This is a genomic window from Streptomyces sp. NPDC029159 (genome assembly GCF_055564055.1).
In genome coordinates, this window is the sequence record NZ_JBVHWT010000002.1 from 639,661 (window position 1) to 666,304 (window position 26,644).

Annotated in this window: 26 protein-coding genes; 11 read left to right on the forward strand and 15 right to left on the reverse strand. The window is 72.4% G+C overall.

The window, feature by feature from the left end:
- The first annotated feature begins 119 nt into the window (after positions 1–119).
- From ACZ4U4_RS06875 to ACZ4U4_RS06890, 4 genes are all read left to right on the forward strand, one after another.
- Positions 120–500 (forward strand): 5-carboxymethyl-2-hydroxymuconate Delta-isomerase, encoded by a 381-nt coding sequence (locus ACZ4U4_RS06875; protein ID WP_467869701.1) that lies wholly within the window; start codon positions 120–122, stop codon positions 498–500.
- 40 nt (positions 501–540) lie between these two features.
- A complete protein-coding gene (gene pip, locus ACZ4U4_RS06880; protein WP_467869703.1) occupies positions 541–1,509 on the forward strand; it encodes a prolyl aminopeptidase in 969 nt (322 codons plus the stop codon).
- 116 nt (positions 1,510–1,625) lie between these two features.
- Positions 1,626–3,098: an AlkA N-terminal domain-containing protein gene (locus tag ACZ4U4_RS06885; RefSeq protein WP_467869705.1), complete on the forward strand. Its 1,473-nt coding sequence runs from the start codon at positions 1,626–1,628 to the stop codon at positions 3,096–3,098.
- A gap of 157 nt (positions 3,099–3,255) precedes the next feature.
- Positions 3,256–3,828, forward strand: coding sequence for a methylated-DNA--[protein]-cysteine S-methyltransferase (locus ACZ4U4_RS06890; RefSeq protein WP_467869707.1), 573 nt, complete (start codon positions 3,256–3,258; stop codon positions 3,826–3,828).
- Between the two features lie 93 nt (positions 3,829–3,921).
- Here the strand turns inward: ACZ4U4_RS06890 and ACZ4U4_RS06895 are convergent, their stop codons facing one another.
- The 4 genes from ACZ4U4_RS06895 to ACZ4U4_RS06910 all read right to left on the reverse strand — a co-directional run bounded on the left by ACZ4U4_RS06895 (position 3,922) and on the right by ACZ4U4_RS06910 (position 7,979).
- Positions 3,922–5,889, reverse strand: coding sequence for a caspase, EACC1-associated type (locus ACZ4U4_RS06895; RefSeq protein ID WP_467869709.1), 1,968 nt, complete (start codon positions 5,887–5,889; stop codon positions 3,922–3,924).
- Positions 5,886–6,266 carry an effector-associated constant component EACC1 gene (locus tag ACZ4U4_RS06900; RefSeq protein WP_467869711.1) on the reverse strand — a complete coding sequence of 127 codons (381 nt, stop codon included), beginning with the start codon at positions 6,264–6,266 and terminating at the stop codon, positions 5,886–5,888. The genes ACZ4U4_RS06895 and ACZ4U4_RS06900 overlap by 4 nt, the downstream gene beginning before the upstream one ends.
- A 194-nt stretch (positions 6,267–6,460) precedes the next feature.
- On the reverse strand, positions 6,461–7,273 hold the full coding sequence (locus ACZ4U4_RS06905) for a DUF4037 domain-containing protein (RefSeq protein WP_467869713.1): 813 nt from the start codon (positions 7,271–7,273) through the stop codon (positions 6,461–6,463).
- A gap of 199 nt (positions 7,274–7,472) precedes the next feature.
- A complete protein-coding gene (locus ACZ4U4_RS06910; protein WP_467869715.1) occupies positions 7,473–7,979 on the reverse strand; it encodes an NUDIX domain-containing protein in 507 nt (168 codons plus the stop codon).
- A gap of 130 nt (positions 7,980–8,109) precedes the next feature.
- On the opposite strand from ACZ4U4_RS06910, the gene ACZ4U4_RS06915 reads away from it, so the two are divergent.
- Complete coding sequence (locus ACZ4U4_RS06915) at positions 8,110–9,264, forward strand: glycerate kinase (protein WP_467869717.1); 1,155 nt, start codon at positions 8,110–8,112, stop codon at positions 9,262–9,264.
- 69 nt (positions 9,265–9,333) lie between these two features.
- Here ACZ4U4_RS06915 and pssA read toward each other — a convergent pair whose 3' ends face one another.
- The 8 genes from pssA to ACZ4U4_RS06955 all read right to left on the reverse strand — a co-directional run bounded on the left by pssA (position 9,334) and on the right by ACZ4U4_RS06955 (position 19,470).
- Positions 9,334–10,185, reverse strand: coding sequence for a CDP-diacylglycerol--serine O-phosphatidyltransferase (gene pssA, locus ACZ4U4_RS06920; protein ID WP_467869719.1), 852 nt, complete (start codon positions 10,183–10,185; stop codon positions 9,334–9,336).
- Positions 10,172–10,819 (reverse strand): phosphatidylserine decarboxylase, encoded by a 648-nt coding sequence (locus ACZ4U4_RS06925; protein ID WP_467869721.1) that lies wholly within the window; start codon positions 10,817–10,819, stop codon positions 10,172–10,174. The genes pssA and ACZ4U4_RS06925 overlap by 14 nt, the downstream gene beginning before the upstream one ends.
- 171 nt (positions 10,820–10,990) lie before the next feature.
- Entirely contained in the window at positions 10,991–12,199 is a 1,209-nt protein-coding gene (locus tag ACZ4U4_RS06930; protein ID WP_467869723.1) for an acyl-CoA dehydrogenase family protein, read from the reverse strand.
- Positions 12,200–12,201: 2 nt separating this feature from the next.
- Entirely contained in the window at positions 12,202–12,726 is a 525-nt protein-coding gene (locus ACZ4U4_RS06935; RefSeq protein ID WP_467869725.1) for a MaoC family dehydratase, read from the reverse strand.
- Between the two features lie 61 nt (positions 12,727–12,787).
- Positions 12,788–14,839 (reverse strand): protein meaA, encoded by a 2,052-nt coding sequence (locus ACZ4U4_RS06940; RefSeq protein WP_467869727.1) that lies wholly within the window; start codon positions 14,837–14,839, stop codon positions 12,788–12,790.
- A 65-nt stretch (positions 14,840–14,904) separates the two neighbouring features.
- The gene (gene ccrA / locus ACZ4U4_RS06945) at positions 14,905–16,242 is read right to left on the reverse strand and encodes a crotonyl-CoA carboxylase/reductase (protein ID WP_467869729.1); all 1,338 of its coding nucleotides are present in this window, start codon (positions 16,240–16,242) and stop codon (positions 14,905–14,907) included.
- A gap of 488 nt (positions 16,243–16,730) precedes the next feature.
- Entirely contained in the window at positions 16,731–17,531 is an 801-nt protein-coding gene (locus ACZ4U4_RS06950; protein WP_467869731.1) for a TetR family transcriptional regulator, read from the reverse strand.
- Between the two features lie 112 nt (positions 17,532–17,643).
- Positions 17,644–19,470, reverse strand: coding sequence for a 3-hydroxyacyl-CoA dehydrogenase family protein (locus ACZ4U4_RS06955; RefSeq protein ID WP_467869733.1), 1,827 nt, complete (start codon positions 19,468–19,470; stop codon positions 17,644–17,646).
- A 452-nt stretch (positions 19,471–19,922) separates the two neighbouring features.
- On the opposite strand from ACZ4U4_RS06955, the gene ACZ4U4_RS06960 reads away from it, so the two are divergent.
- Positions 19,923–20,531: a HEAT repeat domain-containing protein gene (locus ACZ4U4_RS06960; protein WP_467869735.1), complete on the forward strand. Its 609-nt coding sequence runs from the start codon at positions 19,923–19,925 to the stop codon at positions 20,529–20,531.
- A 72-nt stretch (positions 20,532–20,603) separates the two neighbouring features.
- Here the strand turns inward: ACZ4U4_RS06960 and ACZ4U4_RS06965 are convergent, their stop codons facing one another.
- Positions 20,604–21,191 (reverse strand): GNAT family N-acetyltransferase, encoded by a 588-nt coding sequence (locus tag ACZ4U4_RS06965; RefSeq protein WP_467869737.1) that lies wholly within the window; start codon positions 21,189–21,191, stop codon positions 20,604–20,606.
- Positions 21,192–21,388: 197 nt separating this feature from the next.
- Between ACZ4U4_RS06965 and ACZ4U4_RS06970 the strand changes: the two genes are divergently transcribed.
- The 5 genes from ACZ4U4_RS06970 to ACZ4U4_RS06990 all read left to right on the forward strand — a co-directional run bounded on the left by ACZ4U4_RS06970 (position 21,389) and on the right by ACZ4U4_RS06990 (position 24,175).
- Positions 21,389–21,664, forward strand: a complete 276-nt coding sequence (locus ACZ4U4_RS06970) for a hypothetical protein (RefSeq protein ID WP_467869739.1) — start codon at positions 21,389–21,391, stop codon at positions 21,662–21,664.
- Positions 21,645–22,163 (forward strand): DUF6879 family protein, encoded by a 519-nt coding sequence (locus ACZ4U4_RS06975; protein WP_467869741.1) that lies wholly within the window; start codon positions 21,645–21,647, stop codon positions 22,161–22,163. Before ACZ4U4_RS06970 ends, ACZ4U4_RS06975 begins: the two co-directional genes overlap by 20 nt.
- A 12-nt stretch (positions 22,164–22,175) precedes the next feature.
- Positions 22,176–23,024 carry a helix-turn-helix domain-containing protein gene (locus ACZ4U4_RS06980; protein WP_467869743.1) on the forward strand — a complete coding sequence of 283 codons (849 nt, stop codon included), beginning with the start codon at positions 22,176–22,178 and terminating at the stop codon, positions 23,022–23,024.
- Between the two features lie 210 nt (positions 23,025–23,234).
- The gene (locus ACZ4U4_RS06985) at positions 23,235–23,426 is read left to right on the forward strand and encodes a hypothetical protein (RefSeq protein ID WP_467869745.1); all 192 of its coding nucleotides are present in this window, start codon (positions 23,235–23,237) and stop codon (positions 23,424–23,426) included.
- A gap of 305 nt (positions 23,427–23,731) precedes the next feature.
- The gene (locus tag ACZ4U4_RS06990; protein WP_467869747.1) at positions 23,732–24,175 is read left to right on the forward strand and encodes an SRPBCC family protein; all 444 of its coding nucleotides are present in this window, start codon (positions 23,732–23,734) and stop codon (positions 24,173–24,175) included.
- Positions 24,176–24,340: 165 nt separating this feature from the next.
- Here the strand turns inward: ACZ4U4_RS06990 and ACZ4U4_RS06995 are convergent, their stop codons facing one another.
- Both ACZ4U4_RS06995 and ACZ4U4_RS07000 read right to left on the reverse strand, forming a co-directional pair.
- Positions 24,341–25,042 (reverse strand): dioxygenase family protein, encoded by a 702-nt coding sequence (locus ACZ4U4_RS06995; protein ID WP_467869749.1) that lies wholly within the window; start codon positions 25,040–25,042, stop codon positions 24,341–24,343.
- A gap of 337 nt (positions 25,043–25,379) precedes the next feature.
- A complete protein-coding gene (locus ACZ4U4_RS07000) occupies positions 25,380–26,384 on the reverse strand; it encodes a helix-turn-helix domain-containing protein (RefSeq protein ID WP_467869751.1) in 1,005 nt (334 codons plus the stop codon).
- Between the last annotated feature and the right edge of the window lie 260 nt (positions 26,385–26,644).

Genomic DNA, 26,644 nt, shown 5'->3' on the forward strand with positions numbered 1-26,644 from the left:
CCGCGGCGTGCGCCGGTGGGCGCGGGCCGGCACCGGCCCGCCACCCGGCGCCGTGGTACCGGCCCGCGGCCTCCATATGGCAGGGTCTACGTGGCCGCACCCCGATCAGGAGTTTCCCCATGCCGCAGATCCTCGTCTCCTACGACGCGTCCCTGGACGACGTCCTCGACCGCCGGGCCTTCGCCCGGGACCTGCACGCGGCGGCCGCGGAGACCGACGAGGGCATCACCGTCGGCGGCTGCCGGACCCGCTTCCAGCGCGTCGAGGAGACCGTCGTCGGCGACGACCAGCCCGGGCAGGCGCTGATCCACCTGGAGTTCGCGATACTGCCGGGCCGCACCGAGGGCGCCAAGCGGGCGCTGGGCGCCGCCGCACTCACCGTGCTGCGCCGCCACACCGCCGCGGTGCCGCCCGGCACGGTGGTGCACGCCTCGGTGGACGTCACCGAACTGGGCACCGCCTACACCGCCTACAAGGGCCCCGGCGGCACCGGCGCCTGACCCGCCCGCCCGGGCACCGACCGAACACGAGAGGGACACCATGGCCGAGCTGTACCCGCCGATCGAACCGTACGGCCACGGCATGCTGGACGTCGGCGACGGCAACCTCGTGTACTGGGAGGTCTGCGGCAACCCGCAGGGCAAGCCCGCCCTCGTCGTGCACGGCGGACCGGGCTCCGGCTGCACCGAGCGCGTCCGCCGCAACTTCGACCCGGCGCGCTACCGCACCGTCCTCTTCGACCAGCGCGGCTGCGGCCGTTCCACCCCGCACGTCGCCGACCCGGCGACCGACCTGCGCCACAACACCACCGCGCATCTCGTCGCCGACATGGAACGCCTCCGCACCCATCTCGGCATCGACCGCTGGCTGCTCTTCGGCGGCTCCTGGGGCTCCACGCTGATCCTCGCCTACGCCGAGCAGCACCCGGACCGTGTCTCGGAGATCGTCATCCCGAGCGTCACCACCACCCGCCGCCGCGAGACCGACTGGCTCTACCGCGGCGCCGGCCGTTTCTTCCCCGAGCAGTGGCAGCGGTTCCGCGAGGGCGTCCCGGCGGCCGACCGCGACGGTGACCTGCTCACCGCGTACGCCGCGCTGATGGCCGACCCCGCCCCGGCGGTACGGGAGCGGGCCGCGGCCCACTGGTGCGCCTGGGAGGACACGGTGGTCTCCCTGGAGCCGCACGGCGCACCCGATGTGTACGGCGGCCGCCCCTCCGCGGCGCGGCAGGCGCTGGTACGGCTCTGCGCGCACTACTTCTCGCACGGTGCCTGGCTGGAGGAGGGCGCCCTGCTGCGCGACGCGGGCCGCCTCGCGGGCATCCCCGGGGTCCTCGTCCACGGACGGCTCGACCTCAGCACGCCGCTGGAGACCGCCTGGGAACTGGCCCGCGCCTGGCCCGGCGCGGAGCTGACGGTCATCGACGACGCCGGGCACAAGGGCAGCGCGGCGACCCGGGACGTGGTCATCGGCGCGCTCGACCGGTTCGCGGCGGCCGACGGGGCGTGACCGGGCGCCGGCGGCCGGGGGCGGACGCCACCCGGGCTCGGCATCGGCCCCGGCAGCCGCACGCCGATGTCGGATTTCCGCCAGCGCCGCGCCTTCGGGCGGGCAATCCTGGAGACATGCACACCGACACCGAGAGCTGTCTGCGCGCCGTGCAGTCCAAGGACGCCCGCTTCGACGGCCGGTTCTTCACCGCCGTGCTCACCACCCGTATCTACTGCCGGCCCAGCTGCCCCGCGGTGCCGCCCAAACCGCAGAACATGTGCTTCTACCCGAGCGCCGCCGCGGCCCAGCAGGCCGGTTTCCGCGCCTGCAAACGGTGCCGCCCCGACGCCGCACCCGGCTCCCCGCAGTGGGACGAACGCGCCGACCTCACCGCCCGTGCCATGCGGCTGATCGCCGACGGCGTCGTCGACCGCGAGGGCGTCCCCGGACTCGCCGCCCGCCTCGGGTACAGCACCCGCCAGATCGAGCGCCAGCTCCTCGCCGAACTCGGCGCCGGACCGCTCGCCCTGGCCCGCGCCCAGCGCGCCCAGACCGCCCGGCTGCTGATCGAGACGACCGCGCTGCCGATGGCCGAGGTGGCGTTCGCCGCCGGGTTCGCCAGCATCCGCACCTTCAACGAAACGGTCCGCGAGGTCTTCGCCCTCGCCCCCGGTGACCTGCGAAAACGCGCCGCCCCCGGCCCGCGTCCGGCACGGCCCGGCACCCTCACCCTGCGGCTGCCGTTCCGCCGCCCGCTCTGCCCCGACAACCTCTTCGGCCACCTCGCGGCCACCGCCGTCCCCGGCGTCGAGGAGTGGCGCCACGGCGCCTACCGCCGCACCCTCCGCCTCCCGTACGGCCACGGCATCGCCGCGCTCACCCCGCGCCCCGACCACATCGACTGCCGCCTCTCCCTCACCGACCTGCGGGACCTGACCGGCGCCATCGCCCGCTGCCGCCGGATGCTCGACCTGGACGCCGACCCGGAGGCGGTCGACGGGCAGCTGCGCCGCGACCCGGTGCTGGCCCCGCTGGTCGACGCGGCCCCGGGACGACGCGTGCCGCGCACCGCCGACGCCGACGAGTTCGCCGTCCGCGCCGTCCTCGGCCAGCAGGTCTCCACCGCCGCCGCCCGCACCCACGCCGGACGGCTGGTCCTCGCCCACGGCGAGCCGGTCGACGACCCCGAGGGCGGCCTCACCCACCTCTTCCCGACCCCGCAGGCGCTCGCCGGACTCGACCCGGAGCAGCTGGCGATGCCCCGCACCCGCCGCACCACCCTCACCGGGCTGATCGCCGCCCTCGCCGACGGCGCTCTCCACCTCGGCCCCGGCGGCGACCGCGCCGAGGCCCGCGCCCGCCTCGCCGCCCTCCCCGGCATCGGCCCCTGGACCGTCGAATGCATCGCCATGCGCGCCCTGGGCGACCCGGACGCCTTCACCCCCACCGACCTGGGCCTGCGCCGCGCCGCCACCGCCCTCGGCCTGCCCGGCACCCCCGCGGCCCTCATCCGCCACGCCACCGCCTGGAGCCCCTGGCGCGCCTACGCCGTCCAGTACCTCTGGGCGACGGAGGACCATCCGATCAACGTCCTCCCGGCCGACTGACACACGCGCCCGCGCCCGCTCCCCACGCCCCTCACCTTCACGGACCCGACCGCCCCGACCGACCGCCCCGACCGACCGCCCCACACCCGCCGCACCCCCACTCCGAACGACTTTCCGGCACCCTGCATCCCACTCCGACCGACTGAGACGGCACGCCATGACCACGTCCCCGCCCTCGGGAACCGCCCCCGAGCCGCCCGCCGACCGCGCCCACACCGTCCTCGACGCCACGCCCGTCGGCCCGCTCACCCTCGTCGCCACCGGGCCCGCGCTCTGCGGCGTCTACATGACCGACCACCGCCACCGCCCGCCGCTGGAGACCTTCGGCCGCCGCGCCGACCCCGACGAACCGCCCTTCGCCGCCACCGCCGCGCAGCTGAACGCCTACTTCCGCGGCGAGCTGACGGTCTTCGACCTCCCGCTGGACCTCGGCGGCACCCCGTTCCAACGGCGCGTCTGGGCCGAGCTGGTCACCATCCCGTACGGGACGACCCTGACCTACGGGCAGCTCGCCGACCGCCTCGGCATGCCCTCCGCGGCCCGCGCCGTCGGCCTCGCCAACGGCCGCAATCCGGTCAGCATCATCGTCCCCTGCCACCGCGTCGTCGGCGCCAACGGCAGCCTCACCGGCTACGGCGGCGGCATCGACAACAAGCGCCGCCTGCTGGCGTTCGAGAGCGCGGAGCAGGACGGCGACGGGGCGCTCTTCCCGGCGGCGGAGGTGGGGTGAGGGGCGCACCCGCAGGGGCCGCACCCGTACCGGGCACACCCGGCCGCGCCGAGCCCGTAGGACCGGCCCGGACCGGGGTGCGTCCGGGCGAACTCAGGGAAGCTGCACGCTCAACGCGTAGAGGCGGGTGGTCTGTTCACTGTTGGTGTTGTCGTCCGAGACGAGGTACAGCGGACGTCGGCCCTTGTGGGGGCCGGTGGTCCACGGCGCGCCGAGGGCCATTCCCTCGACGTTCTCCAGCAGCGGATTGACGATCCGTCCCGCATGGGTGGGGACGACGCCGGGGTCACCGGCAGGGCACTGTCCGAGGTCGAAGAGCAGGCTGTGCTCGACGAACACATCGGCCGGCTGGTCGTAGAGCACCTTGCGCGTATCCACGGGCTGGGCGCCCTTGAGGGGGACGTCGTAGATCCGGATCGCGTTGCCGATGCCCTCCACGTACTGCCGTTCCAGGGCGAGCAGCCGGTCGTCGGCGGACGCGACCAGTTCGGCGAGGTACATGCCCTCCTTGGCCTGGTACGCGTACTGCCGGTCGAGGCGGTAGGCGCCGCCCGGGGTGCCGACGTAGCGCTGGATGCGGAGCATGTTGCGGCCGCGGGAGTCACCGTCCTTGGCCAACGCACCCTCCATCGCGGCGTAGAGATACCTGCCGTCCGGGGAGGCGGTCAGCGACTCGATCGTCCGCCCGGCCTGTCCCTGGCCCAGTGGGCTGGTCCGGAAGTCGGGCGGAATGGGCAGGTCGGGGCCGACCTGTGTGCCGGTGGCCAAGGTGAAGCGGCGGATGGTGGGTCCGGACTCCGAGGCGACGAGGATCGTCTTTCCGCCGCGCTCGACGACCAGGCCCTCGCCGTCGAACCACTCGGAGGGTTTGGTGCCGCTCCGGGTGCGCAGGGTCCGGGCGGTCAGGGCCTCGGGGTGGAGCTGCTCCGGTGCACCGAGACGCAGCGGGTAGACCCGGCTCGTCTGATTGTCCGTCAGCGCCAGGGCCTGGCCGGGCCCGGTGAGCGCGAGCGCGGAGAGGCCGCCGAGGGTCTCACCCGACGGCTGCTGCTTGTCGAGCGCGTCGGAGTAGCTCAGCAGGGTGGCCCGCGGAGAGCAGGGGCCGCCCGGCGGACGGGGGTGGAGCTCCTGCACCCACCGCCACACGGGCGGCGCGGCGAGTCCTGCCAGCAGGCCGAGGACCAGTGCGCCTGCCGCCAACGTGCGGCGCGGGATGCGCATGCGTGGCGCAACAGGCGGCTCTGTGACTCTCGGGGGCGGCAACACCGCCAGATTGCGGATGAACGGCAGGAGGCCGACCCCGCCCTCGTCCCGGTCCTGGGGCTCCTGCGGCTGCGGTAACCGGCGCTCGGCCATCCGGTCCCGGACCGCCTCGAAGATCGCGTGCAGCCCCAGCAGCTCGGGCCCGTCCGGCACGCCCTCGCGCAGTACGCCCACGAAGGCATCGGTGAATGCCGTACACCGGCGGGGGTCGGGAGCGTGCGACTTGCGGTCCGCCGACGTGGAGGTCATCACGTAGGCGCCGCGCACGCCCTTCAGCGTCTTTCTCGACGCCCGTACGCCACGGTCCGCGACGGACATGCCGCCCTTGAGCACCCGGCCGCTGTAGCAGCAGTCCAGCAGGAGGACCCGGCGCTCGGCGGAGCCGTGATCGCGCATGGCGCGGCGGACGTAGGAGTCGCTGACGGCCGTCTCGGGCTGGTCCTCGACGGAGTCGGGGAGGGTGAGATAGAGGTCCTCCTCCGCGCGGTCGAGCAGGCCGTGCCCCGCGTAGTAGACGATCAGGGTGTCGGTGGCCACCCGGGCGGCCTCGCGGATCGGGCCGACGAGAGCGGCCGCGGACTCCGGGTTCCGCACCACCGTGATCCGCTCCGCGGGGATCCCCAGGATCGCTTCGTCGGTCAGCGCGGCGGCCAGTTCGGTGAGGTTGTGCCCTACGCTGCTCAGCGATTCGAGTGCGGAGTACCGGTCGACGCCGATGAGGACACAGGCCGAGCGCGCGGGGTCGATCCCGAGCGCGTCCCCGGCGCCCGTGCCCTCCGTCGTCGCGTCGACGGTCACCTTCCCGACTCCTGCTCCGTACCCGGCTCTTGACCGTCCCCGGCGGCCGGCCGCACCGAGGCGTCCGGGAAGGCTTCCCGGACCGCTTCCAGCTCCTCGGGCGTGGCGCCCCCGACGTGGATGTCGACCTGGGACCGGGGTCTGCGCCCGTCCCGCCAGGCGGCGTAGGAGAACGGCAGCTGTGCCAGCGTCGCGAGCGTGGACACCAGCGCGAGCACGGCCTCCAGATCGCCGCCCATCTCGCCCCGCCCGGCCGCTCCGCGCACCGGCTCGATCGGAATCCGGCCGCGCAGCGAACGGTCGTCGCACAGCCAGGTGTAGAGCGACCGCAGCTCCCGCCGGCTGTCCGGACCGATCAGCTCGAACCTGATGTCCATGGCACCCCCTGGGCTCAATGTCAGCTTGCTTTCAGTGTGCCCCCTGCCACTGACACAACTTCCCCGTCTTCACGCGAAGTTCCTCGTCCGCACACCTTCCGGCGCCTGGACCGGAAGCCGCCATGGACGCCGGCACGGCGACCCGGCCCCGCGGGTCACCGGTCGTCCGACCGAGGCGGGTACGCAGGTGGGCGCTACCGGCCCACGACCTCCCGCACCCGCGCCACCAACTCCCGCGCCCGCTCCAGCGACCGGCGCAGCGGTTCCTCCTCGGTGCCGAGGCCGCCGAGCAGCGCGGCGGCCTCGCGGGCGAACCCCGGCGGCGTGCCGGGCAGCGCCGCGGCTGCCGCGAGGGCGCCCTTCTCGTTGAGGCACCAGACCCGGTGGTGCGCGTGGAGCGCCTGGACGAGGGCGCCGACCGCCCGCGACAGACAGAGCGACGCATGCAGCACATCCCCGCGCCCGGGCGCCTTCGCGGCCATCGCCACCGAGAACTCCGCGTCCCCCACGGCCCGCCCGCACAGCGCCGTCCGCAGCGCCTCCGGATACTCCCGCACCGTGCGCCGCAGCTCCGCCAACTCCCCGGAGGGATCGGCCAGTACGCGCCCCAGCGCGACCTCACCCGGATACGCGGGCGACCAGAACCCGAGCGGATGCCCGAGCTGTTCCCCGATCTCGTACCGCCCCGCGCGGCACTCCTCCCACACCCGCCGCACCCGGTCCACATCCCGCAGAATCCAGTCCACGGACGCCCCGCCCCCGGCCGGCGTCAACCACGCCCCGCCGTTGACCCACGCACCCCACGCCCCCGGCGGGAACACCTCGACGGGCCCACCGGCGACCTCCGCCGCCAGCACCTCCAGGGCCGGTACGTCCACCTCGCCCCGGTAGTACACCCCCAGATCCCAGTCGGAATCCGCCCGCTCCGCCCCTCGCGCCCGACTCCCGCCGAGCATCACCCCGACGACCCCCGGCACCTCGGCGAGACGCGCGGCGATCTTGTCCATGGTGGCTCCTTACGAGGGCGGGGGAGGGGAAGGCCGGGCGTCAGGCGGGGGCGGGCAGGGCGCGCTCGGCGACGATCTGCCCGCCGCTCGTGAGCGGCGCCGGCCGGGGTGATCGCACCATGCGGGCACCGTACGGTCGGCCGGAGAGGTGCTCAACGGGTTTTCCCGGCCGGCGGGCCGGGCCCCGTCCGCCCCGGTCTCAGGCCCTCGCCCGCCTCCGCGGCACCCGCCCGTCCTCCAGCTCCACCGTCCCCGTGCCCCGCTCCAGCGCATCGAGGGCGGCCCGGGCCCGCAGTGCCAGCTGGGGATCGAGCAGCCGGGCGGCCTCCTCCCACGGGGCCATGCGCCAGGAGAGCAGTTCGCCCTCCTGGAGGCGGATCGAGGCGAGTGCCGCGTCGTCGAGGACGCCGCCGTCGAAGAGGTACGAGACCACGGGCGGCCAGCCGGGGCTGCGGACCCAGTCGACGGCGAGGAGGGCGCCGACCTCGACGTCCAGGCCGATCTCCTCGGCCGTCTCACGGTGTGCGGCCTGCCGCGGGGACTCCCCGGCGTCCGACTCGACGGTCCCGCCGGGCAGCAGCCAGCAGTCCCGGTAGTCCGGCTCCACCAGCAGGATCCGGCCCGCCGCGTCCCGCAGGACGGTTCCGGCGCCGGACAGCACCCGCGGCAGGCTCGCGATATAGGTCGCCTCATCCATCGTCGTCATGGCCGCGAGCATAGGAGAGACGCCCCCTGGTACGGGGCCGCGGACGCCGAAGGAAGCCCTGTTCGTGGTGGCTTTCGCCGGATAGGGTCGCTCCGGCGCGACTGCCAGTTCGAAAGCAAGGGGAAACACGATGGCGGACGCAGCAAGGACAGCGGCACAGGTGCTGATCGCCGCGGACAAGTTCAAGGGCTCCCTCACGGCCGTCGAGGTCGCCGCGCACGTCACGGCGGGCCTGCGCCGCGCCGTCCCGGATCTCGACGTGACGGCCGTACCGGTCGCGGACGGCGGGGACGGTACGGTCGCCGCCGCGCTGGCGGCCGGGTTCGCCCGGCACGAGGCGCAGGTCACCGGCCCCACCGGCACTCCGGTCACCGCGACCTTCGCCCTGCGCGCGGACGGCACCGCGGTCGTCGAGATGGCCGAGGCGTCCGGCCTCCAGCAGCTGCCGACCGGCGTCTTCGCACCGCTGACGGCGACCACGTACGGCACCGGCGAGCTGCTGCGGGCGGCGCTCGACGCCGGGGCCACCTCGATCGTCTTCGGCGTCGGCGGCAGCGCCACGACCGACGGCGGCGCGGGCATGCTGGCGGCGCTCGGCGCCCGCTTCCTCGACGCGGACGGCGCCCCGGTCGGCCCCGGTGGCGGCGCCCTGCGCTCCCTGGCCACCGCCGACCTCTCCGGCCTCGACCCCCGGCTGACCACCACGGACATCGTCCTCGCCAGCGACGTCGACAACCCGCTCACCGGCCCCAAGGGCGCGCCCGCGGTCTACGGTCCGCAGAAGGGCGCGAGCGCGGCCGACGTCGCGGAGCTGGACGCGGCGCTTACGCACTACGCCGCCGTCCTGGAGCGGACGCTCGGCGCCCGGGCCGGGGAGTGCGCCCAGGCGCCCGGCGCGGGCGCGGCCGGGGGCATCGGCTACGGCGCGCTGGTCGGTCTCGGCGCCACCTTCCGGCCCGGGATCGACGTGATGCTGGAGGTGCTGGGCTTCGCGCCCGCGCTGGCCGGGGCGACCTTCGTGATCACCGGCGAGGGCTCGCTCGACGAGCAGACGCTGCACGGCAAGGCGCCCGCCGGCGTCGCCGCGGCGGCCCGCGCGGCCGGTCTGGAGGTCGCCGCGGTCTGTGGGCGGCTGCGGCTGACCCCCGAGGCGCTGGCCGCCGCCGGGATCCGCCGGGCATATCCGCTCACGGACCTGGAGAGCGACCCGGAGCGCTGTATGGCCCAGGCGGGCCCGCTGCTGGAGCGCGCCGCGGAACAGCTCGCCCGCGAGCTGCTGAGCTGAGGCGGGCGCCGCACACATGAAGAAGCCCCGGGCGGATCGCCCGGGGCTCCTTCATGTACGGATGCGCAGTTACGGCAGCTGCGCGGCGCGGGCCTCGCGGCGGTTGTCGCGGAAGGTGTTCACCCGCCGGGCCGTCGCGAAGAGCGGGATCATCGCGCCGAGGACGATCTGCAGGGCGCAGCCGGTCTGCAGCAGCCGCTGGCCGGCCGGGGCGTCCAGCGCCCAGGCGGCGAGCATGCCCATGCTGAGCACGATCCAGCTGAGCATCGCCACGGCGAGGCGGCCACGCGGCTTCGGGTACTCGACCCGGCTCACCATCAGCCAGGCCACCCCGATGATCGCCAGCAGCGTCGGCAGGAACGGCAGCTCCAGCAGGACGATGGCGACGACGGTCAGCGCGCCGAACGGTCCGGGCATGCCCTGGAACATCCCGTCGCGCATCGGCACGCACGAGAAGCGCGCGAGCCGCAGCACCACGGCGAGCAGGACCACGACCGCGGCCACCACCGACACCTGCTGGTTCGCGTCCTGCGCGACCATGCCCCAGGTGACGACGAAGTAGGCGGGCGCCAGACCGAAGCTGATCAGGTCGGAGAGGTTGTCGAGCTCGGCGCCCATCGCGGAGGCCCGCAGCTTGCGTGCCACGAGTCCGTCGAAGAGGTCGAAGACCGACGCCAGCAGCATCAGGATCACGGCCATCGCCGCGCTGTGCCGCGCCATGCCGCCGTCGTCCATGCCCGTCAGATGCGGGATGAGGACGCCGGTGGTCGTGAAGTAGACGGCCATGAAGCCGCAGATGGCGTTGCCGAGGGTGAGGGTGTCCGCTATTGACAGCCGCGTGGACAGCGGAATGTCGACGTCACCCTCCTCCTCGTTCTCGGGAGACCAGCCGGCCTGGGTTTCGGAATCAATCACGGTCAAGACGAGTCACCCCCGCGGTGGTGGCCTGGCCGACCTCGACCGCCGCCTCGACGCCTTCCGGGAGGTAGACGTCGACGCGGGAGCCGAAGCGGATCAGACCGATGCGTTCGCCCTGCTCCACCTTGGTGCCCTGCGGCACGTAAGGCACGATGCGGCGGGCCACCGCACCGGCGATCTGGATCATCTCGACGTCACCGATCTCGGTGTCGAAATGCCAGACGACGCGTTCGTTGTTCTCGCTCTCCTTGTTGAACGCCGGCACGAACCCGCCGGGGATGTGCTCCACGGACGTCACGGTGCCGGCCAGCGGCGCGCGGTTGACGTGGACGTTCAGCGGGCTCATGAAGATCGCGACGCGGGTGCGTCCGTCCTTCCACGGCATGATGCTCTGCACCACACCGTCGGCCGGGGAAATCACGCGGCCCTGAGCGATCTCACGCTCGGGGTCGCGGAAGAACCACAGCATGCCCGCCGCGAGAGCGGTGGTGGGCACGGCGACGGCGGCCCAGCGTCCCGAGCGACGGGAGCGGGCCAGGCTGACCGCTGCCGTTGCCACGGTCGGGAGGAGCCACGGCGACGCTCCGCGCGCGAGGCGGACGCGACCGCGTGGTGCAGAGGATTGGCTGTGGGGCATGGATGACCTTCGTAGCGGAGGATGCCGCGTAGTGGTTACGGGGGACGGCGGCTTTCCGGGGATGCTATCGGTTGCGGGCGGCAACTGGCCAAGAGCCAGAGCCAATCCGTGGCCGAACAAGGATGACGCGGTGTGATCTTCGTCTAGAAGAAATGCGGGCAAAAGGGAATTTCACCCCTGGATTCGGTACTCCTCCAGTAGCCGCCGGCCGATGATCATTTTCTGGATCTCGGCGGTACCTTCACCGATCAGCAGCATCGGGGCCTCGCGGTAGAGGCGCTCGATCTCGTACTCCTTCGAGAAGCCGTAGCCACCGTGGATGCGGAATGCGTCCTCCACCACCTCCTTGCAGTATTCGGAGGCCAGGTACTTCGCCATGCCCGCCTCAAGGTCGTTTCGTTGTCCCGAGTCCTTTTTGCGTGCAGCATTCACCATCATCGCATGGGCTGCTTCGACCTTTGTCGCCATTTCTGCCAATTTGAACTGGATGGCCTGATGCTGGGCGATCGGCTTGCCGAAGGTGTGACGCTGCTGTGCGTAGTCGATGCCCAGCTCGAAGGCGCGCCGGGCGACACCGCAGCCGCGCGCGGCGACATTGACCCGGCCGACCTCGACGCCGTCCATCATGTGAGAGAAGCCACGTCCGGTCCGCCCGCCGAGCACCCGGTCGGCCGGGATCCGCAGGCCGTCCATGATCAGCTCGGTGGTGTCGACCCCCTTGTACCCCATTTTCTCGATCTTGCCGGGAATGGTCAGACCGGGGCGGACCTCGCCGAATCCGGCCTCCTTCTCCACCAGGAAGGTCGTCATCGACTTGTGCGGGGCGGTGCCCTCGGGGTGGCCCTCGTCGGTCCGGCAGAGCACCGCCACCAGCGTCGACGAGCCGCCGTTGGTCAGCCACATCTTCTGGCCGCTGAGGAGGTAGTCGCCCCCCGCGTCACGGACGCCCTTGGAGGAGATCGCGGCGACGTCCGAGCCGAGCGCCGGCTCCGACATCGAGAAGGCGGCGCGGATCTCGCCCGTCGCCATCTTGGGCAGGAAGTACTCCTTCTGTTCCTGCGTGCCGTGCTGCTTGAGCATGTACGCCACGATGAAGTGGGTGTTGATGATGCCCGACACGCTCATCCAGCCGCGGGCGATCTCCTCCACCGTCAGCGCGTAGGTGAGCAGGGACTCGCCGAGACCGCCGTACTCCTCGGGGATCATCAGCCCGAAGACGCCCAGCTCCTTGAGGCCCTCGACGATCCGGGTGGGGTATGCGTCGCGGTGCTCCAGCTCCGTGGCGACGGGGATGATCTCCTTGTCCACGAAGTCGCGGACGGTGGCGAGGATCTCCCGCTGGATGTCGGTCAGGCCCTCGGTCTGTGCGAGACGGGACATGTCTACTTCTCCTTCCGGGCCGCCGGGGCCTTCAGCTCGGGGCGGCCGGGCTGCTCGCCGCCGCGCTGTGCGATGTACTCCGCGGTCGGCACCATGACCTTGCGCCGGAAGACGCAGACCAGCGTGCCGTCCTGGTTGTAGCCCTTCGTCTCGACCTGGACGATGCCGCGGTCCGACTTGGAGCGCGACGGCGTCTTGTCGAGCACCGTCGTCTCGCCGTAGAGCGTGTCGCCGTGGAACGTCGGCGCCACGTGCCTCAGCGATTCGACCTCCAGGTTGGCCAGCGCCTTCCCGGAGACGTCCGGCACCGACATGCCGAGCAGCAGCGAGTAGACGTAGTTGCCGACGACGACGTTCTTGCCGAAGTCGGTGGTCTCCTCGGCGTAGTGGGCGTCCATGTGCAGCGGATGGTGGTTCATCGTCAGCAGGCAGAAGAGGTGGTCGTCGTACTCGGTGACGGTCTTGCCGGGCCAGTGCTTGTAGACGTCGCCGACGGTGAACTCTTCGTAGGTACGGCCGAACTGCATGGTGCTCACTCCTCCGGAGCCTGGGGCGGGGATGGACGGGTGGCGCGGGCCCGCGCCGGGGTCATGCGGGGACCTCCAGAGGGGCGAGCCCGTTCGCCGCGCGGATCTCGTCGACGATACGGCCGATGATCTCGGTGATACCGAAGTCCTTCGGGGTGAACACCGCGGCCACCCCGGCCTCGCGGAGCGCGGCCGCATCGGCGGACGGGATGATCCCGCCGACGATGACGGGCAGCTCCTCGGCGCCGGCCCGTGCCAGCCGCGCCAGGACGTCCGGGACCAGCTCGGCGTGCGAACCGGACAGGATCGACAGGCCCACGCAGTGCACGTCCTCGGCGACCGCGGCCGCGACGATCTGCTCGGGCGTGAGCCGGATGCCCTGGTAGACCACCTCGAAACCGGCGTCGCGGGCGCGCACCGCGATCTGCTCGGCGCCGTTGCTGTGGCCGTCCAGACCGGGCTTGCCGACCAGCAGCCGCAGCTTGCCGGTGCCCAGATCGGCGGCGGTCTTCGCCACCTTGTCGCGGACCAGGGCCAGCGGGCTGCCGTCCTCCGCCGGGACGGCCAGCGGCGCGCCGGAGACGCCCGTGGGTGCCCGGAACTCCCCGAACACCTCGCGCAGCGCGCCCGCCCATTCGCCGGTGGTGACCCCGGCGCGGGCGCACTCCACGGTGGCCTCCATGAGGTTCTCCGTACCGGCCGCGGCCTCCTTGAGCAGGTCCAGGGCCTGCTCGACGCGCGGGAAGTGGAACGGCTCACCGCGCCCCTGGCGGTCGGCCAGCTCCTCGCGGGTGGCCCGCCAGTCGGCGAGGGCCCGCACCACGCGCGCCTCCACGGCCGGGTCGACCGTCTGGACCGCGGTGTCCAGGTCGGCGGTGAGCGGATTCGGCTCGGTGGACTCGTAGCAGTTGACGCCGATGATCTTCTCCTCGCCGGACTCGATCCGCGCCCGCCGCTCGGCGTGCGAGGAGACCAGCTGCGCCTTGAGGTAGCCGGACGCCACGGCGGCCATCGCGCCGCCCATCTCCTCGATCCGGTCCATCTCCGCCCGGCACCGGTCGACGAGGTCGTCGACCTTGGCCTCGACGACGTGCGACCCGGCGAACAGGTCCTCGTACTCCAGCAGGTCGCTCTCGTGGGCGAGGACCTGCTGGATGCGGAGCGACCACTGCTGGTCCCAGGGGCGGGGCAGGCCCAGCGCCTCGTTCCACGCCGGGAGCTGGACGGCCCGCGCGCGGGCGTCCTTCGACAGCGTGACCGCCAGCATCTCCAGGACGATCCGCTGGACGTTGTTCTCCGGCTGTGCCTCGGTCAGGCCCAGCGAGTTGACCTGCACGCCGTAGCGGAAGCGGCGCTGCTTGGGGTTCTCGATGCCGTACCGCTCGCGGGTGATCGTGTCCCACAGGCGGCCGAACGCCCGCATCTTGCACATCTCCTCGACGAAGCGGACGCCCGCGTTCACGAAGAAGGAGATCCGGGCGACGACATCGCCCTTGCGGTCCTCGGGGACCTGCCCGGAGGCGAACACCGCGTCCAGCACCGCGATGGCGGTGGACAGCGCGTACGCGATCTCCTGGACCGGCGTGGCCCCGGCCTCCTGCAGGTGGTAGCTGCAGATGTTGATCGGGTTCCACTTCGGGATGTGGTGGACCGTGTACGCGATCATGTCGGTGGTCAGCCGGAGGGAGGGGCCGGGCGGGAAGACGTGCGTGCCCCGCGACAGGTACTCCTTGACGATGTCGTTCTGCGTCGTCCCCTGGAGCTTCGCGATGTCCGCGCCCTGCTCCTCCGCGACCACCTGGTAGAGCGCCAGCAGCCACATCGCGGTGGCGTTGATGGTCATCGAGGTGTTCATCTGCTCCAGCGGGATGTCGCGGAACAGCCGCCGCATGTCGCCGAGGTGGGAGACCGGGACGCCGACCCGGCCGACCTCACCCCTGGCGAGGATGTGGTCGGGGTCGTATCCGGTCTGCGTCGGGAGGTCGAACGCGACCGACAGCCCGGTCTGCCCCTTGGCGAGGTTGCGCCGGTACAGCTCGTTGGACGCCTCGGCCGTGGAGTGCCCGGCGTAGGTCCGCATCAGCCACGGACGATCCTTCTGACGCTCAGTCATGGTGGTGCAACCGCCTATCGGTTCGGACAGTGCGACGGCGCGTTCCGGGTCTGCCGGAAGCGCGCTCAGGCGTCGCGGAAGAGGTTGATCGCGTCGAGGTGCCGGGCGCGCATCTCCGTGTCGCGGACGCCGAGCCCCTCCTCGGGGGCGAGCGCGAGAACGCCGACCTTGCCCTGGTGGAGGTTGCGGTGGACGTCGTACGCGGCCTGGCCGGTGTCGTCGAGGGAGTACACCTTGGAGAGCGTCGGGTGGATCTTGCCCTTGGCGATGAGGCGGTTGGCCTCCCACGCCTCGCGGTAGTTGGCGAAGTGCGAGCCGACGATCCGCTTCAGTGACATCCACAGGTAGCGGTTGTCGTACTCGTGCTGGTAACCCGAGGTCGAGGCGCAGGTGACGATGGTGCCGCCCTTGCGGGTGACGTAGACGGAGGCGCCGAAGGTCTCGCGGCCCGGGTGCTCGAAGACGATGTCGACGTCCTCGCCGCCGGTCAGCTCGCGGATCCGCTTGCCGAACCGCTTCCATTCGCGCGGGTCCTGCTCGTGCTCGTTCTTCCAGAACCGGTAGCCCTCGGCCTTGCGGTCGATGATCGCCTCGGCGCCCATCCGCCGGCAGATCTCCGCCTTGTCCGCGCTGCTCACCACGCAGATCGGGTTGGCGCCGCCGGCCAGCGCGAACTGCGTGGCGTACGAGCCGAGTCCGCCGCTGGCGCCCCAGATGAGGACGTTGTCGCCCTGCTTCATCCCGGCGCCGTTACGGGAGACCAGCTGGCGGTAGGCGGTGGAGTTGACCAGGCCGGGGGCGGCGGCCTCCTCCCAGCTGAGGTGGTCCGGCTTCGGCATCAGCTGGTTGGACTTGACCAGTGCGATCTCGGCGAGCCCGCCGAAGTTGGTCTCGAAGCCCCAGATCCGCTGCTCGGGGTCGAGCATCGTGTCGTTGTGCCCGTCGGAGGACTCCAGCTCCACGGAGAGGCAGTGCGCGACGACCTCGTCGCCGGGGTGCCAGGAGTTGACGCCGGGGCCGGTGCGCAGCACCACGCCCGCCAGGTCGGAGCCGATGACGTGGTACGGCAGGTCGTGGCGCTTGGCGAGCGGGGAGAGCTTGCCGTAGCGCTCCAGGAAGCCGAAGGTCGGCAGCGGCTCGAAGATCGAGGTCCAGACGCTGTTGTAGTTCACGGAGGACGCCATGACGGCGACCAGCGCCTCGCCGGGGCCCAGTTCGGGCAGCGGGACGTCCTCGACGTGCAGGGACTTGCGCGGGTCCTTCTCGTGGGTGGCGAGTCCGGCGAACATCTCGGCCTCGTCCTTGTGGACGGTGACCGCGCGGTAGGACTCGGGGAGCGGCAGGGCGGCGAAGTCGTCGCGGGTGGTGTCGGGCGCGAGGATCGCGTCCAGGATTTCGTTCACGGTGTGCCTCCGGCGAAGCTCGTTCAGGAACGGCTTGAGGGAACGTCGGGGGTGGTGCGGGGTGCGGATGAGGGGTCCGCGGGGGTCGGCGCCGGTGAGCGCGGTGTGCCTGTGACGCAGGCGTCCGAACGGACGGCCCTGACAAGGCCGTTGGGACATCCGGCACACGGGGGTGGGGTGTGTGCCGGTCGCTCGGACCCCCTCAACGTATGACACCGGGTGTCAGTGAACAAGACACTGAGTGCCATGAATTTCTCTCAGATGAAAGAAAGTCCTCACATCTGAGCGATGATCGTTCAAAGGGGTCCCGGAGGCGATGGATGATCGTTCAAAGCGCCTGCGGATGCGCGATGATCGCGCAGGTCAGCCGGGGATCCGGACACGCCACGGCCCCCGGGGACCGGACGCGCGGTGGCGTCGGATCCCCGGGGGCCGGGTGGTGCGGGCTCGGTGGGTGAGTGGGGGCGCGGCGGGCGGTGCCCGGGCGGTCAGCGCTTCTTCAGCGCCCGTTCGATGGTCCTCATGACCTCGTCCAGCGGGGCGTCCGTCCGCGCCACCGTGACCAGCACCTCGCCCTCGCGGGAGACCGTCGCGGGCGCGCCCTCGCCCGCCTCGCCGCGGCCCGCGCCGATGCCGGTGCCGAAGGTCTCCCGGACGATCTCGAAGGCGTGGTCCAGCTGGGTCTCCACATCGCCCTGCGCGCCGGCCCGCAGCCACCGCCGCAGCACGTGGTTGTGCGCGGTGACCACCGCCGACGCGGCGACCTCGGCCAGCAGCGGATCGTCGTCGCCCTCGCGGTGCGCGCCCTCGTCGAAGTGGCCCAGCAGATAGCGGGTGAACAGCCGCTCGTAGCGGGCCACCGAGGCGATCTCGGCCTCCCGGAGGGTGGGCACCTCGCGGGTCAGGTGGTAGCGGGCCACGGAGACCGCGGGGGACGCCGCGTACATCCGCATGACTTCCTTGATCCCGCGGCAGACCGTGTCGAGCGGGTTCTCGTGCGCCGGTGCCGCGTCGAGGACCGCCGCGGCGCGCACCAGGGTGTCGTCGTGGTCGGGGAAGATCGCCTCTTCCTTGGAGCGGAAGTGGCGGAAGAACGTCCGCCGGGCGACACCGGCGGCCGCCGCGATCTCGTCGACCGTGGTCGCCTCGTAGCCCTTGGTCGCGAACAACTCCATGGCCGCGGCCGAGAGTTCCCGGCGCATCTTGAGTCGCTGGGCCGCCGCGCGGCGGGCGCCGGGAGTACTGGTCTCCGGGGTGTCGGGGGACGGGGAACGAGCGGGCTGGGACATGTGGGGACGGTACTTCATATTCCCGCGGCCCGTGGCATTCGGTGCCACCCGCGCCCCGCTGACCTGGGGCGGGCCGCCCGAAGGCGCCAGCAGCCCGCCCCACCGGTCCCGGTCAGCGCCGGGCGTACTCACGGAAGCCGCGGCCGGTCTTGCGGCCCAGGCAGCCCGCGGCGACCAGGTGCTCCAGGAGCGGCGCCGGGGCCAGCCCTGGATCGCGGAACTCCGCGTGCAGCACCTTCTCGATCGCCAGCGAGACATCGAGCCCGACGACGTCCAGCAGCTCGAACGGGCCCATCGGATAACCGCCGCCCAGCTTCATCGCCGCATCGATGTCGTCCGGCGTCGCATAGTGCTCCTGCACCATCTTCACCGCGTTGTTCAGGTACGGGAACAGCAGCGCGTTGACGATGAACCCGGCGCGGTCCCCGCAGTCCACCGCGTGCTTGCGTGCCGTGGTGCACACCTGCCGGACGGTGGTGTGCACGTCGTCGGCGGTCAGCACCGTCCGCACCACCTCGACCAGCTTCATCGCCGGCGCCGGGTTGAAGAAATGCATCCCGATGACGTCCTGCGGCCGGGAGGTGGCGCGGGCGCAGGCGATGACCGGCAGCGACGAGGTGGTGGTCGCCAGGATCGCGCCCGGCTTGCAGACCGCGTCCAGGGCGGCGAACAGCTCCTGCTTGACCGCCAGATCCTCGGCCACCGCCTCGACGGCGAGATCGACCTCGGCCAGCGCGTCCAGGGAGCCCGCCGGCGTGATCGCGGCCAGCGCGGCGTCCCGCTCCCCGGCGGTCAGCCGGCCCTTCTCCACCGAGCGGCCCAGCGACTTCGCGATCCGCGCCACCGCCCGCTCCGCCTTCTCCCGGCCACGGGCCGCCAGCACGACGTCGAAGCCCGCCTTCGCGAAGACCTCGGCGATCCCGGACGCCATCGTCCCGGACCCGGCGACACCGACGGCACGCACCGGCCGCCCGGCGCCGCGTCCGCCGCCGTCCGCCGGGGTCAGCGCGTCCGGCACGACGGTGGCCGAGCCCGGCGCCTCGTACGTGTAGAAGCCGCGGCCCGCCTTGCGGCCGGTCAGCCCCGCCTCGGCGAGCTGGCCGAGGATCGGCGCCGGGGCGTGCAGCCGGTCGTGGGACGCGGCGTACATCGCCTCCAGAACGGTGCGGGCGGTGTCCACGCCGATCAGGTCGAGCAGCGCCAGCGGACCCATCGGCAGACCGCAGCCCAACCGCATCGCCGCGTCGATGTCCTCCCGCCCGGCGTACCGCGACTCGTACATCGCGGCCGCCTGGTTGAGGTAGCCGAACAGCAGCCCGTCGGCGACGAAACCGGGCCGGTCCCCGACCGCGATCGGGTCCTTGCCCAGGTCACGGGCGAGCTGGGTGACGGCGGCGACGGCGGTCGGCGCGGTCAGCACCGAGGAGACCACCTCGACCAGCTTCATCGCCGGCGCCGGGTTGAAGAAGTGCAGTCCGAGGACCCGCTCGGGGTGCTGCGAGTCGGCGGCGAGCCGGGTCACCGAGAGCGCGTTGGTGCCCGTCGCGATGATCGTGTCCGGGCGCACCACCGCGTCCAGCGCGGCCAACACCTCCCGCTTGAGCGCCTGGTCCTCGGGCACCACCTCGATGACGAGGTCCGCGTCGGCGGCGGCCCGCACCTCGGGGAAGGTACGGAACCGCGCGAGGACCGACTGCCGCTCCCGTTCGGTGATCCGGCCGCGCTCGACGGAGCGGGCGGTGGCGGCGGCGAGGGCGTCCGCGGCGGTACGGGCGGCGGTGTCATCGGTGTCGACGCCGATGACCTCACGCCCGGCGCGGGCGAGGATCTCGGCGATCTGGCTGCCCATCGTGCCGAGGCCGATGACGGCCACGGTCGCCGGCGGCGGCGTGCCGCCGGACAGGTCGGAGGAGAGATCGGGGGTGGACTGACGGTCCATCGAGGGACTCCAGAGGGTGTTCCCCCGCGCGCGGGGGAGAGTGACGACTGAGGAGTTGCGCCCGGCGGCGCGCTACGGCGTACGGCGCTCACCACGGCAGGCGTACGCGCCGGGGCGGGCCGGACACCGCGGGCGGTGCGGGGCGGAGGGGTGCGGATGCGTGAAGAGGCGGACGGCAGGCCCTGTCCCGGGGCCGTGCCGTGCTCTCCGTGACGGTCTCGCGCGGGAAAACCGGGCCGGGCGTGCGGACCGGACCGGGTGGTGCTCACCGAACCGACGTACTGCAGGCGGCTGCGTCACCAGGCCGCCGGAGCAGGGGTGCTGCTCGTTCCCCGAGGTTAACCGGTGGGTAACCGCTGGTCCAGGGGTAGGGCGGGGCTTGTAGCGTGGCGCGGGCCACAGCGGGCGGGCCCGGCGGGACATCGGCCGGTCGGCGGGAGAGAAGGCGGCAAATGGAAGAAGAATTCCACGAGTTGACGGACCGGGTGCGCGCGGAGCTGCGCACCGCGGAGGATCTGGCGGCCTACGAGCGGCTGCTCGGCCTCGCCCGCCGCGGCAGCGCCGCCGCCCGCGACGAACTGGCCGCCGTACTCGTCGCGGTGGAGCGCCCGCTGTGGGCCCGGGAGATCGCCGCCTTCGCCCTCGGCTGCGCGGGCGACACCCGCGCCTTCGAGACACTGGTACTGCTGCTCAACTACCGCGACCCGGTGCGGTGCGCCACGGCCGCGCACGCCCTGGCCCGCCTCGGCGACCCGCGCACCGCCCGCGCGGCCGCCGCCCTCGCCACCAATCCGCTGCGCACCGCCTACGCCCTGCACCCCGTCCGGCTCCTGGCCGAACTGCGCGCCCCGCAGTCCGTCCCGGCGCTGATCGCCACCCTGGAACGCCTCACCGCCCCCCACACGCCGTACTGGCGCGTCGCCCTGGCCTGCGTCGAGGGCCTCGGCGCCCTCGGCGACCGCCGCGCGGTCCCCGCCCTGACCACGGCGACGGGGCACCCCCGCCTGGCGGCTGCGGCTGCGGCGGCGTTGGCGCGGTTGGGGGAGGCGGGGGGTACGTGACGGGGGAAGGGCACGTGGGGCGGGTGGGCGGCGGCCGCCCTCACTCTCACCTCACCGGCTGCCGTCTCGCCCTCACCCCACCACCCGCCGATACCGCAGCTCGGGGACGGTCTCGCCGTCGACCTCGTCGGTCTGTTCCGTGCCGTCCGGGGTGAAGCCGGCACGGGCGTAGAACCGCTGGGCGCGGGCGTTGCCGCGTACCACCCACAGGCGCAGTTCGGCGAAACCGGCCTCACGGGCGTGCTCCAGCGCGGCGGTCATGAGGGTGCGGCCGATGCCCGTACCGATCAGCTCCGGCGTCACGTACAGCGCGAACAGTTCGCCGACGGGGGCGGGCGCCGGGCCAGAGCCGTCCGGTGCGGTACTGCCCGGTGCCGGGGGAGCGGTGGCGTCCGGCGCGGGCGCGGGCCCGACGCACGCCCAGCCGACGACGGTGCCCGCCCGCTCCGCCACCAGATCGCGGATCGCGGGCGACCGCCGTCGCAGCCGGGCCCGCTGCGCCGCCGCCTGCTCCGGCACGCTCAGCCCGTCCAGATACGCCCGCGGCATCAGCCCGTCGTACGCCACCTGCCAGCCCCGCACCCGCACCGCGGCCACCGCCTCGGCGTCGGCCTCGACCATTTCCCGGACGCGTATCGGCGCCCTGTGCTCTGTTGCCATGCGGGGACGGTAGGGCCCGGGCCCGGTGCGGGCACGCTCTTTTCCTGCGGCCCCGGCGTCACGGCGGCGTCAACTGCGTCGGCTCAGCAGGCGGTTCGGGGCGCCCCTCGGCGCTGCTCGTGCGCCCTTGACGGTGATTACGCGCTGGAGTGAAGCTCGTGCACGCTGGTGCAACGCACTCGACAGTGGGAGTGATCGTGACCTTAAAGTTCCTCGGGATCATCCCGAACACGCCGACCGACGAGTCTCCGACGATCTGGCTTGACGAGGAGACCGGCGACCTGCTCATCCAGTCGTACAAGGCGACCGAGGAGGAGGTGAAGGCGTGCCAGGAAGTCGGCTCGATCCCTGGTCATTCCACGGACGTGCCGGAACACGAGACGATCATCAGGCTTCCGGCAGTGATGCTGAAGTACATCCCCAGTCCGGCCGACAACAACGGAGAGACGGCAAGTGCAACCCCCGGCGCGTAACGCCCTGGCACAGGCCCGGCACACAGCATTCCACGCTGAATTCCGGGACTCGTACATGCTTGACGATCCCGAGTTCATCGCATGGCAGGAGGGTAAGCGGCTCGTCCCCACCGACCGGTCGTCGTGGTGGGGAGGATGGCATGATGCCGTGCGCGATGCGGTTGCGCGTGGCGTCGTGGTCCGGCGTGTACGGATCGTTTCCGAGCCGATCAGCGACTATGTGCGGTACGAGTACGACTGCACGTTCACCAATATCGCGGCGGGCGAGCTTGTGCGCTGGCTGCCGAGGCGGCAGACGACCGACCTGGCGTTGCCCGGCACGGACTTCTGGGTCTTCGACGGCGCGCAAGCTCTGTTCCATCACTTCACCGGTGAAGGGCAGCTGGACGAGGACGGGCGGGAGTACACCGGTGATCCTGCACGGGTGAAGTTGTGCACCGATGCCTTCGAGGCTGTGTGGCGGCGGGCGATCCCGCATGAGGAGTACCGGCCGCGCTGATTCCCCGGAACCATGGCTGTCTCTCCCTCTTCAAGCGCTCAGCAGGCCCGGCAGGCTCTCGCGGATCGCCTCGCAGAGCTGTGCCGGGACGCCGGGCTGAACGGGCGTGATATTGCCGAGCGCTGCGGCTGGCACCCGTCCAAGTCCTCTCGGATCATGAACGCCAGGACGCCTCCGTCCGCTGGCGACATTCGGGCATGGTGCGCGGCGTGCGGAGCGGATGACCAGATACCCGACTTGCTGGCCTCTCTACGGACCGCGGAGGGCATGTGGGTCGGCTGGCGGCGCATGGAGCGGGCCGGACTCAAGCAGGCGCAAGAGGCGCGCCTTCCGCTGTTTGAGCGCACACACCGATTCCGCTCCTACTCGTCGTGGTTCGTACCGGGGCTCATTCAGACACGCAGCTACACCGAAGCAGTCTTGCGTGCCGTTCAGCGTCGCCGTGTTGAGGTGGACGATGTTGCCGAAGCGGTGGCCGTGCGGATGGAGCGTCAGCGTGTGCTGTACGAGGGTGGCCGACGGTTCGCGTTCCTCGTAGAGGAGTCGGTCCTGCGCAACGGTCTTGGTGGCACCGACGTGCAGATCGGGCAGCTCGGCCACCTCCTCGCGATTGGCTCATTGCCTAACGTCAGCTTGGGAGTTGTGCCCATGGGGGTGTGCCGTTCCCGGATGCCGGTGGAGGGGTTTTGGATCTTCGACGCGGATCAGGTCAACGTTGAGTTGGTCTCCGGATACCTCACGCTCACTCAGCCGAGCGAGGTTGGCGCGTACGCCGACACCTTCGCGGAACTGGCCGACTTGGCTGTCTACGGGGCGAACGCTCGTGTGCTGATCACATCGGCAATGGACACCCTTGGGTGATTGCCGTGCAATCCCGTGCACACGAAGGGGAGTTGGGGACTCGCTGTCCCTAGCGTTGTTGTCGTACGGACGCCCGCTCCGGCGCCGAAGCCCTGGACAGGTAGAGCGCCGGAGCGGGTGACCCCACCACAGAGGAGAACCTCTGTGGCCCCTGGGCCATGCCATCGACGGTACGGCGGCGTGGCCCCTCGCGAAAGAGGAGGTTGGTACATGAGCGGTGTGGCCGTCGAGACGTATGAGACCCGTACGCCCGATGCGGAAGGGTGGCGCGGCGTGCCCTTCCGGCATCCCCGGGATCTGCGGGCCGTCGCCCTGGACGACGGCGGTAAGCACGATGGTGGGCCGATGCCCCCGGAGGCTCCCCGTGACCCGGAGCCGAGCGGGGGCGGTGGGGACGAGTAATCCCCGACCCGCTCCGGTGAACCGCTGAACCGGCCTCGTCCGTGCGTCTCGGCGGGCGGACGGGGCTTTTCCCGCCGGTCCGCGGAATTCCTGTGCTGAACGGTTCCGACGGGCGCTCGCCCGGGTGGTTCCGCTGCATCGTGCCTCCTCGCCCGCCCTGCCGATCCCCTCACATCCAACAGAACACCTGTTCGTTCGGATCGGTTGCACCCGATTTTGGGTGGGTGGCCCCGGGATGGTTGGCTGAGCGCGCACCGCGGGACCGCGCTGGGCAGGACCGCGCCGAAAAGTGGAGGACAGCACACATGGGTCAGGTCGAGGCCGTCACCGAGCGGGAGATCGCTGCGGACCCGGAGGACGTGTTCGACGCGCTCGCGGACTACGCCGGCACCCGCGGCAAGCTGCTGCCCGAGCAGTTCAGCGAGTACGAGGTCCGCGAGGGCGGCGACGGCAAGGGCACGCTGGTGCACTGGAAGCTCCAGGCGACCAGCAAGCGGGTCCGGGACTGTCTGCTGGAGGTGGACGAGCCGACCGACGGGCAGCTCGTCGAGAAGGACCGCAACTCCTCCATGGTCACCACCTGGGTGGTCACCCCGGCGGGCGAGAAGCGCGCCAAGGTCGTCGTCACCACCACCTGGCAGGGCGCCGGCGGTATCGGCGGCTTCTTCGAGCGGACCTTCGCGCCCAAGGGCCTCGGCCGGATCTACGACGCGATTCTCGCCAATCTCGCCACCGAGACGGAGAAGTGAGCGAGGCGGCACCCGGCGGCGTACGCTGCCGCTGATCCGGCGGGCCCGCGCACGGGCCCGCCGGGCGTAACGCTCCGGCGGTGGGTTCCCGCGCCTCGTGCAGGGTGCGGGAACCCACCGCCGGTTTTCCGTGCGGCGCCCGGCCGGACCGTACGCCGCCGCGGGTCAGCCGCGCGGCCGGGGCGCGGCCCCGGACGCCTGGAGGGCGAAGTCGAACGTTGCCTCCTTGCCGTCGCCCGCGTCCCGCACGGTCATCAGCAGCTCCGGGTCGAAGATCGGGTCGGTGTTGTTGCGCGGCTCGCCCGGGAAGTAGAGCTGCGTGGTGAGGATCGGGCCGCCCGGCGCCTGGACCTTCACATGGAGGTGGCGGGTGCGTCCTGGGTAGAGTCCCGGCACGATCGTCGTCAGCGTGAACGCGCCGCGTGCGCCGGTGAACTGGTGCCCCCGGAAACGGAATCCGGTGTTGTCGTAGGCGCCGTCGTCGTCCGCCTGCCACCAGTCCAGCAGCACGTCGGCGAGCGGGGTGCAGGACAGGCCGAAGACGAAGCCGCTCACCGTCAGCGGCGTTCCCTGGGTGCCGGGTTCGACGAGCGAGTCGCGCAGCGGGGAGTGGGGCTTGAAGTACGGGCCCTCGATCTGCGGCGGTGTCGGGTCGTCCCCGTCGTCGCAGTAGGGCGTCGGGGTGAGCGGGCCGTCGGCGGGCCTGCGGTCGCGGGCCAGCGCGACCCCGCCGAGCAGCATCGTCGCCGGTACGGCCGCGACGGCGGCCCTGAGCACGTTCTTCCGGCTGATCGGACGCGAGGGCCGGTCGGCGCCACCGTCCGGTGCGGCGCCCGGCCGGAGGCCCTGACTGCGGTCGTCTTCCATCGCGCGCTCCTGGGGGAGAGGGGAAGGGGGAGAGGGAGTTCGGTGGGGTGACGGCGAGGTCCGTGTGTGACGGGTCGTCACGGGTGGCGGGCGTCCCCGCCGTGTCCGCACATGGTCCGGACCATGTGCGGGCCGATGACGACAGACGGTAGGGCAGACGGCGCGGGGCGTTCGAGGGACTGGACGCGGGGGTCATGGTGAATTCCGTGGCTCGGACGGAGACGCCCCCTGGGCCGCGGCTCGCCGTGCCCCCGGAAGCTCGGGGCGCCTCGGCGCGCCCACGTCCCGGCGCGCCCGCGCCCCGGCCTCGTCCGGAGCTGTCCCCCGGCCCCGCCCGCTACGCCCCCGCCTCCTCCAAAGGCGCTCCGCCACCGGCCCGCCCCCGCGCCGTGCCGCTCGTCGCGCGGCGGAAGTCGCCGGGGCTCACCCCGGTCTCGCGGCGGAAGAAGCGGCAGAAGTAGGCCGGGTCGGCGAAGCCCAGCCGGGCGGCGACCTGGGCCACGCTCAGGCCGCTGCCGGACAGCAGCCGCTTCGCCTCGACCGTCTGGGCGTGCCGGATCAGACCGCCCGGCGTCCGGCCGGTGCCCCGCTTGACCACCTCGGTCAGATGCCCCACCGAGACGCCCAGCTCCTCGGCGTAGGAGCGGACCGTGCGGCCCGCGGCGCCGGGTCCGGCCAGCAGGGCGGCGAACTCCCGGGCCAGCGGCGGCATCCGGCCGGTGGCCGGCGCCGGGCCGGAGGCGCCGGGCAGCCGCAGTGCCTGGGCGATGAGGATGTGCAGCTGTGCCTGGAGCACCGAGGCGAAACCGTCGGCCCGCTCGCCGTGCTCCCGGACCATCTCCGCCACCAGCGACGCGAACCGCGGCGCCGCCCCGGCCGTCACCCGCAGCCCCGGACAGCCGCCGAGCGTCGCCAGCGCGTCCCGGTCGCCGGGGTGCGCCAGCAGGAAATCCTCGGTGAAGAGGATGACCCAGCCGTGCAACTGCGCCACCTGCTCCCAGTGGTGGACCTGTCCCGGCACGATCACGCTCAGCTCCGGTGGCCGCAGCGGACGCCGGACCAGGTCCACGACATGGGCGCCGCGGCCCCCGGTGACGTAGGCGATCTCGTGGAACGAGTGCCGGTGCGGGAAGTTCGCGCGGGCGAGCGGGCCGATCGTGTCGAACGAGCCGATCGCGAAGGGCAGGAGATGCGGCGTGGGCACGTCGAGGCGGTGCAGGGGCACCGGATCGTCGTGGCGCGGGCCGTCGTTGACACCGCCGCGCGGGACGAAGACGTCGGGTGCGGGGCCCGCCGCGCGGCCACCGCGCGCCGGCCCGGCCTGTTCGCTGCGTCTGGGCACGCCCTCACCCTACGAACCCCCGCAAGGCTCGGGACCCGGCCAACGAAGCACCCCCGATCGGCCAAGAGCACGTAAAAACAAGGGGGTTGGGGCCGTGCCTACGGCACCGGGGGGGGGGGGGGGGGGGGAGGGGGGGGGGGGGGGGTGGGGGGTGGGGGGGGGGGGGTGGGGGGGGGGGGGGTAGGTGAAGTTGCCGGCCTTGGCGAGGTCGAGCATCTCGTTGTAGATCTCGGGAGTTGTGATGGGCATCTGTCCGCTCG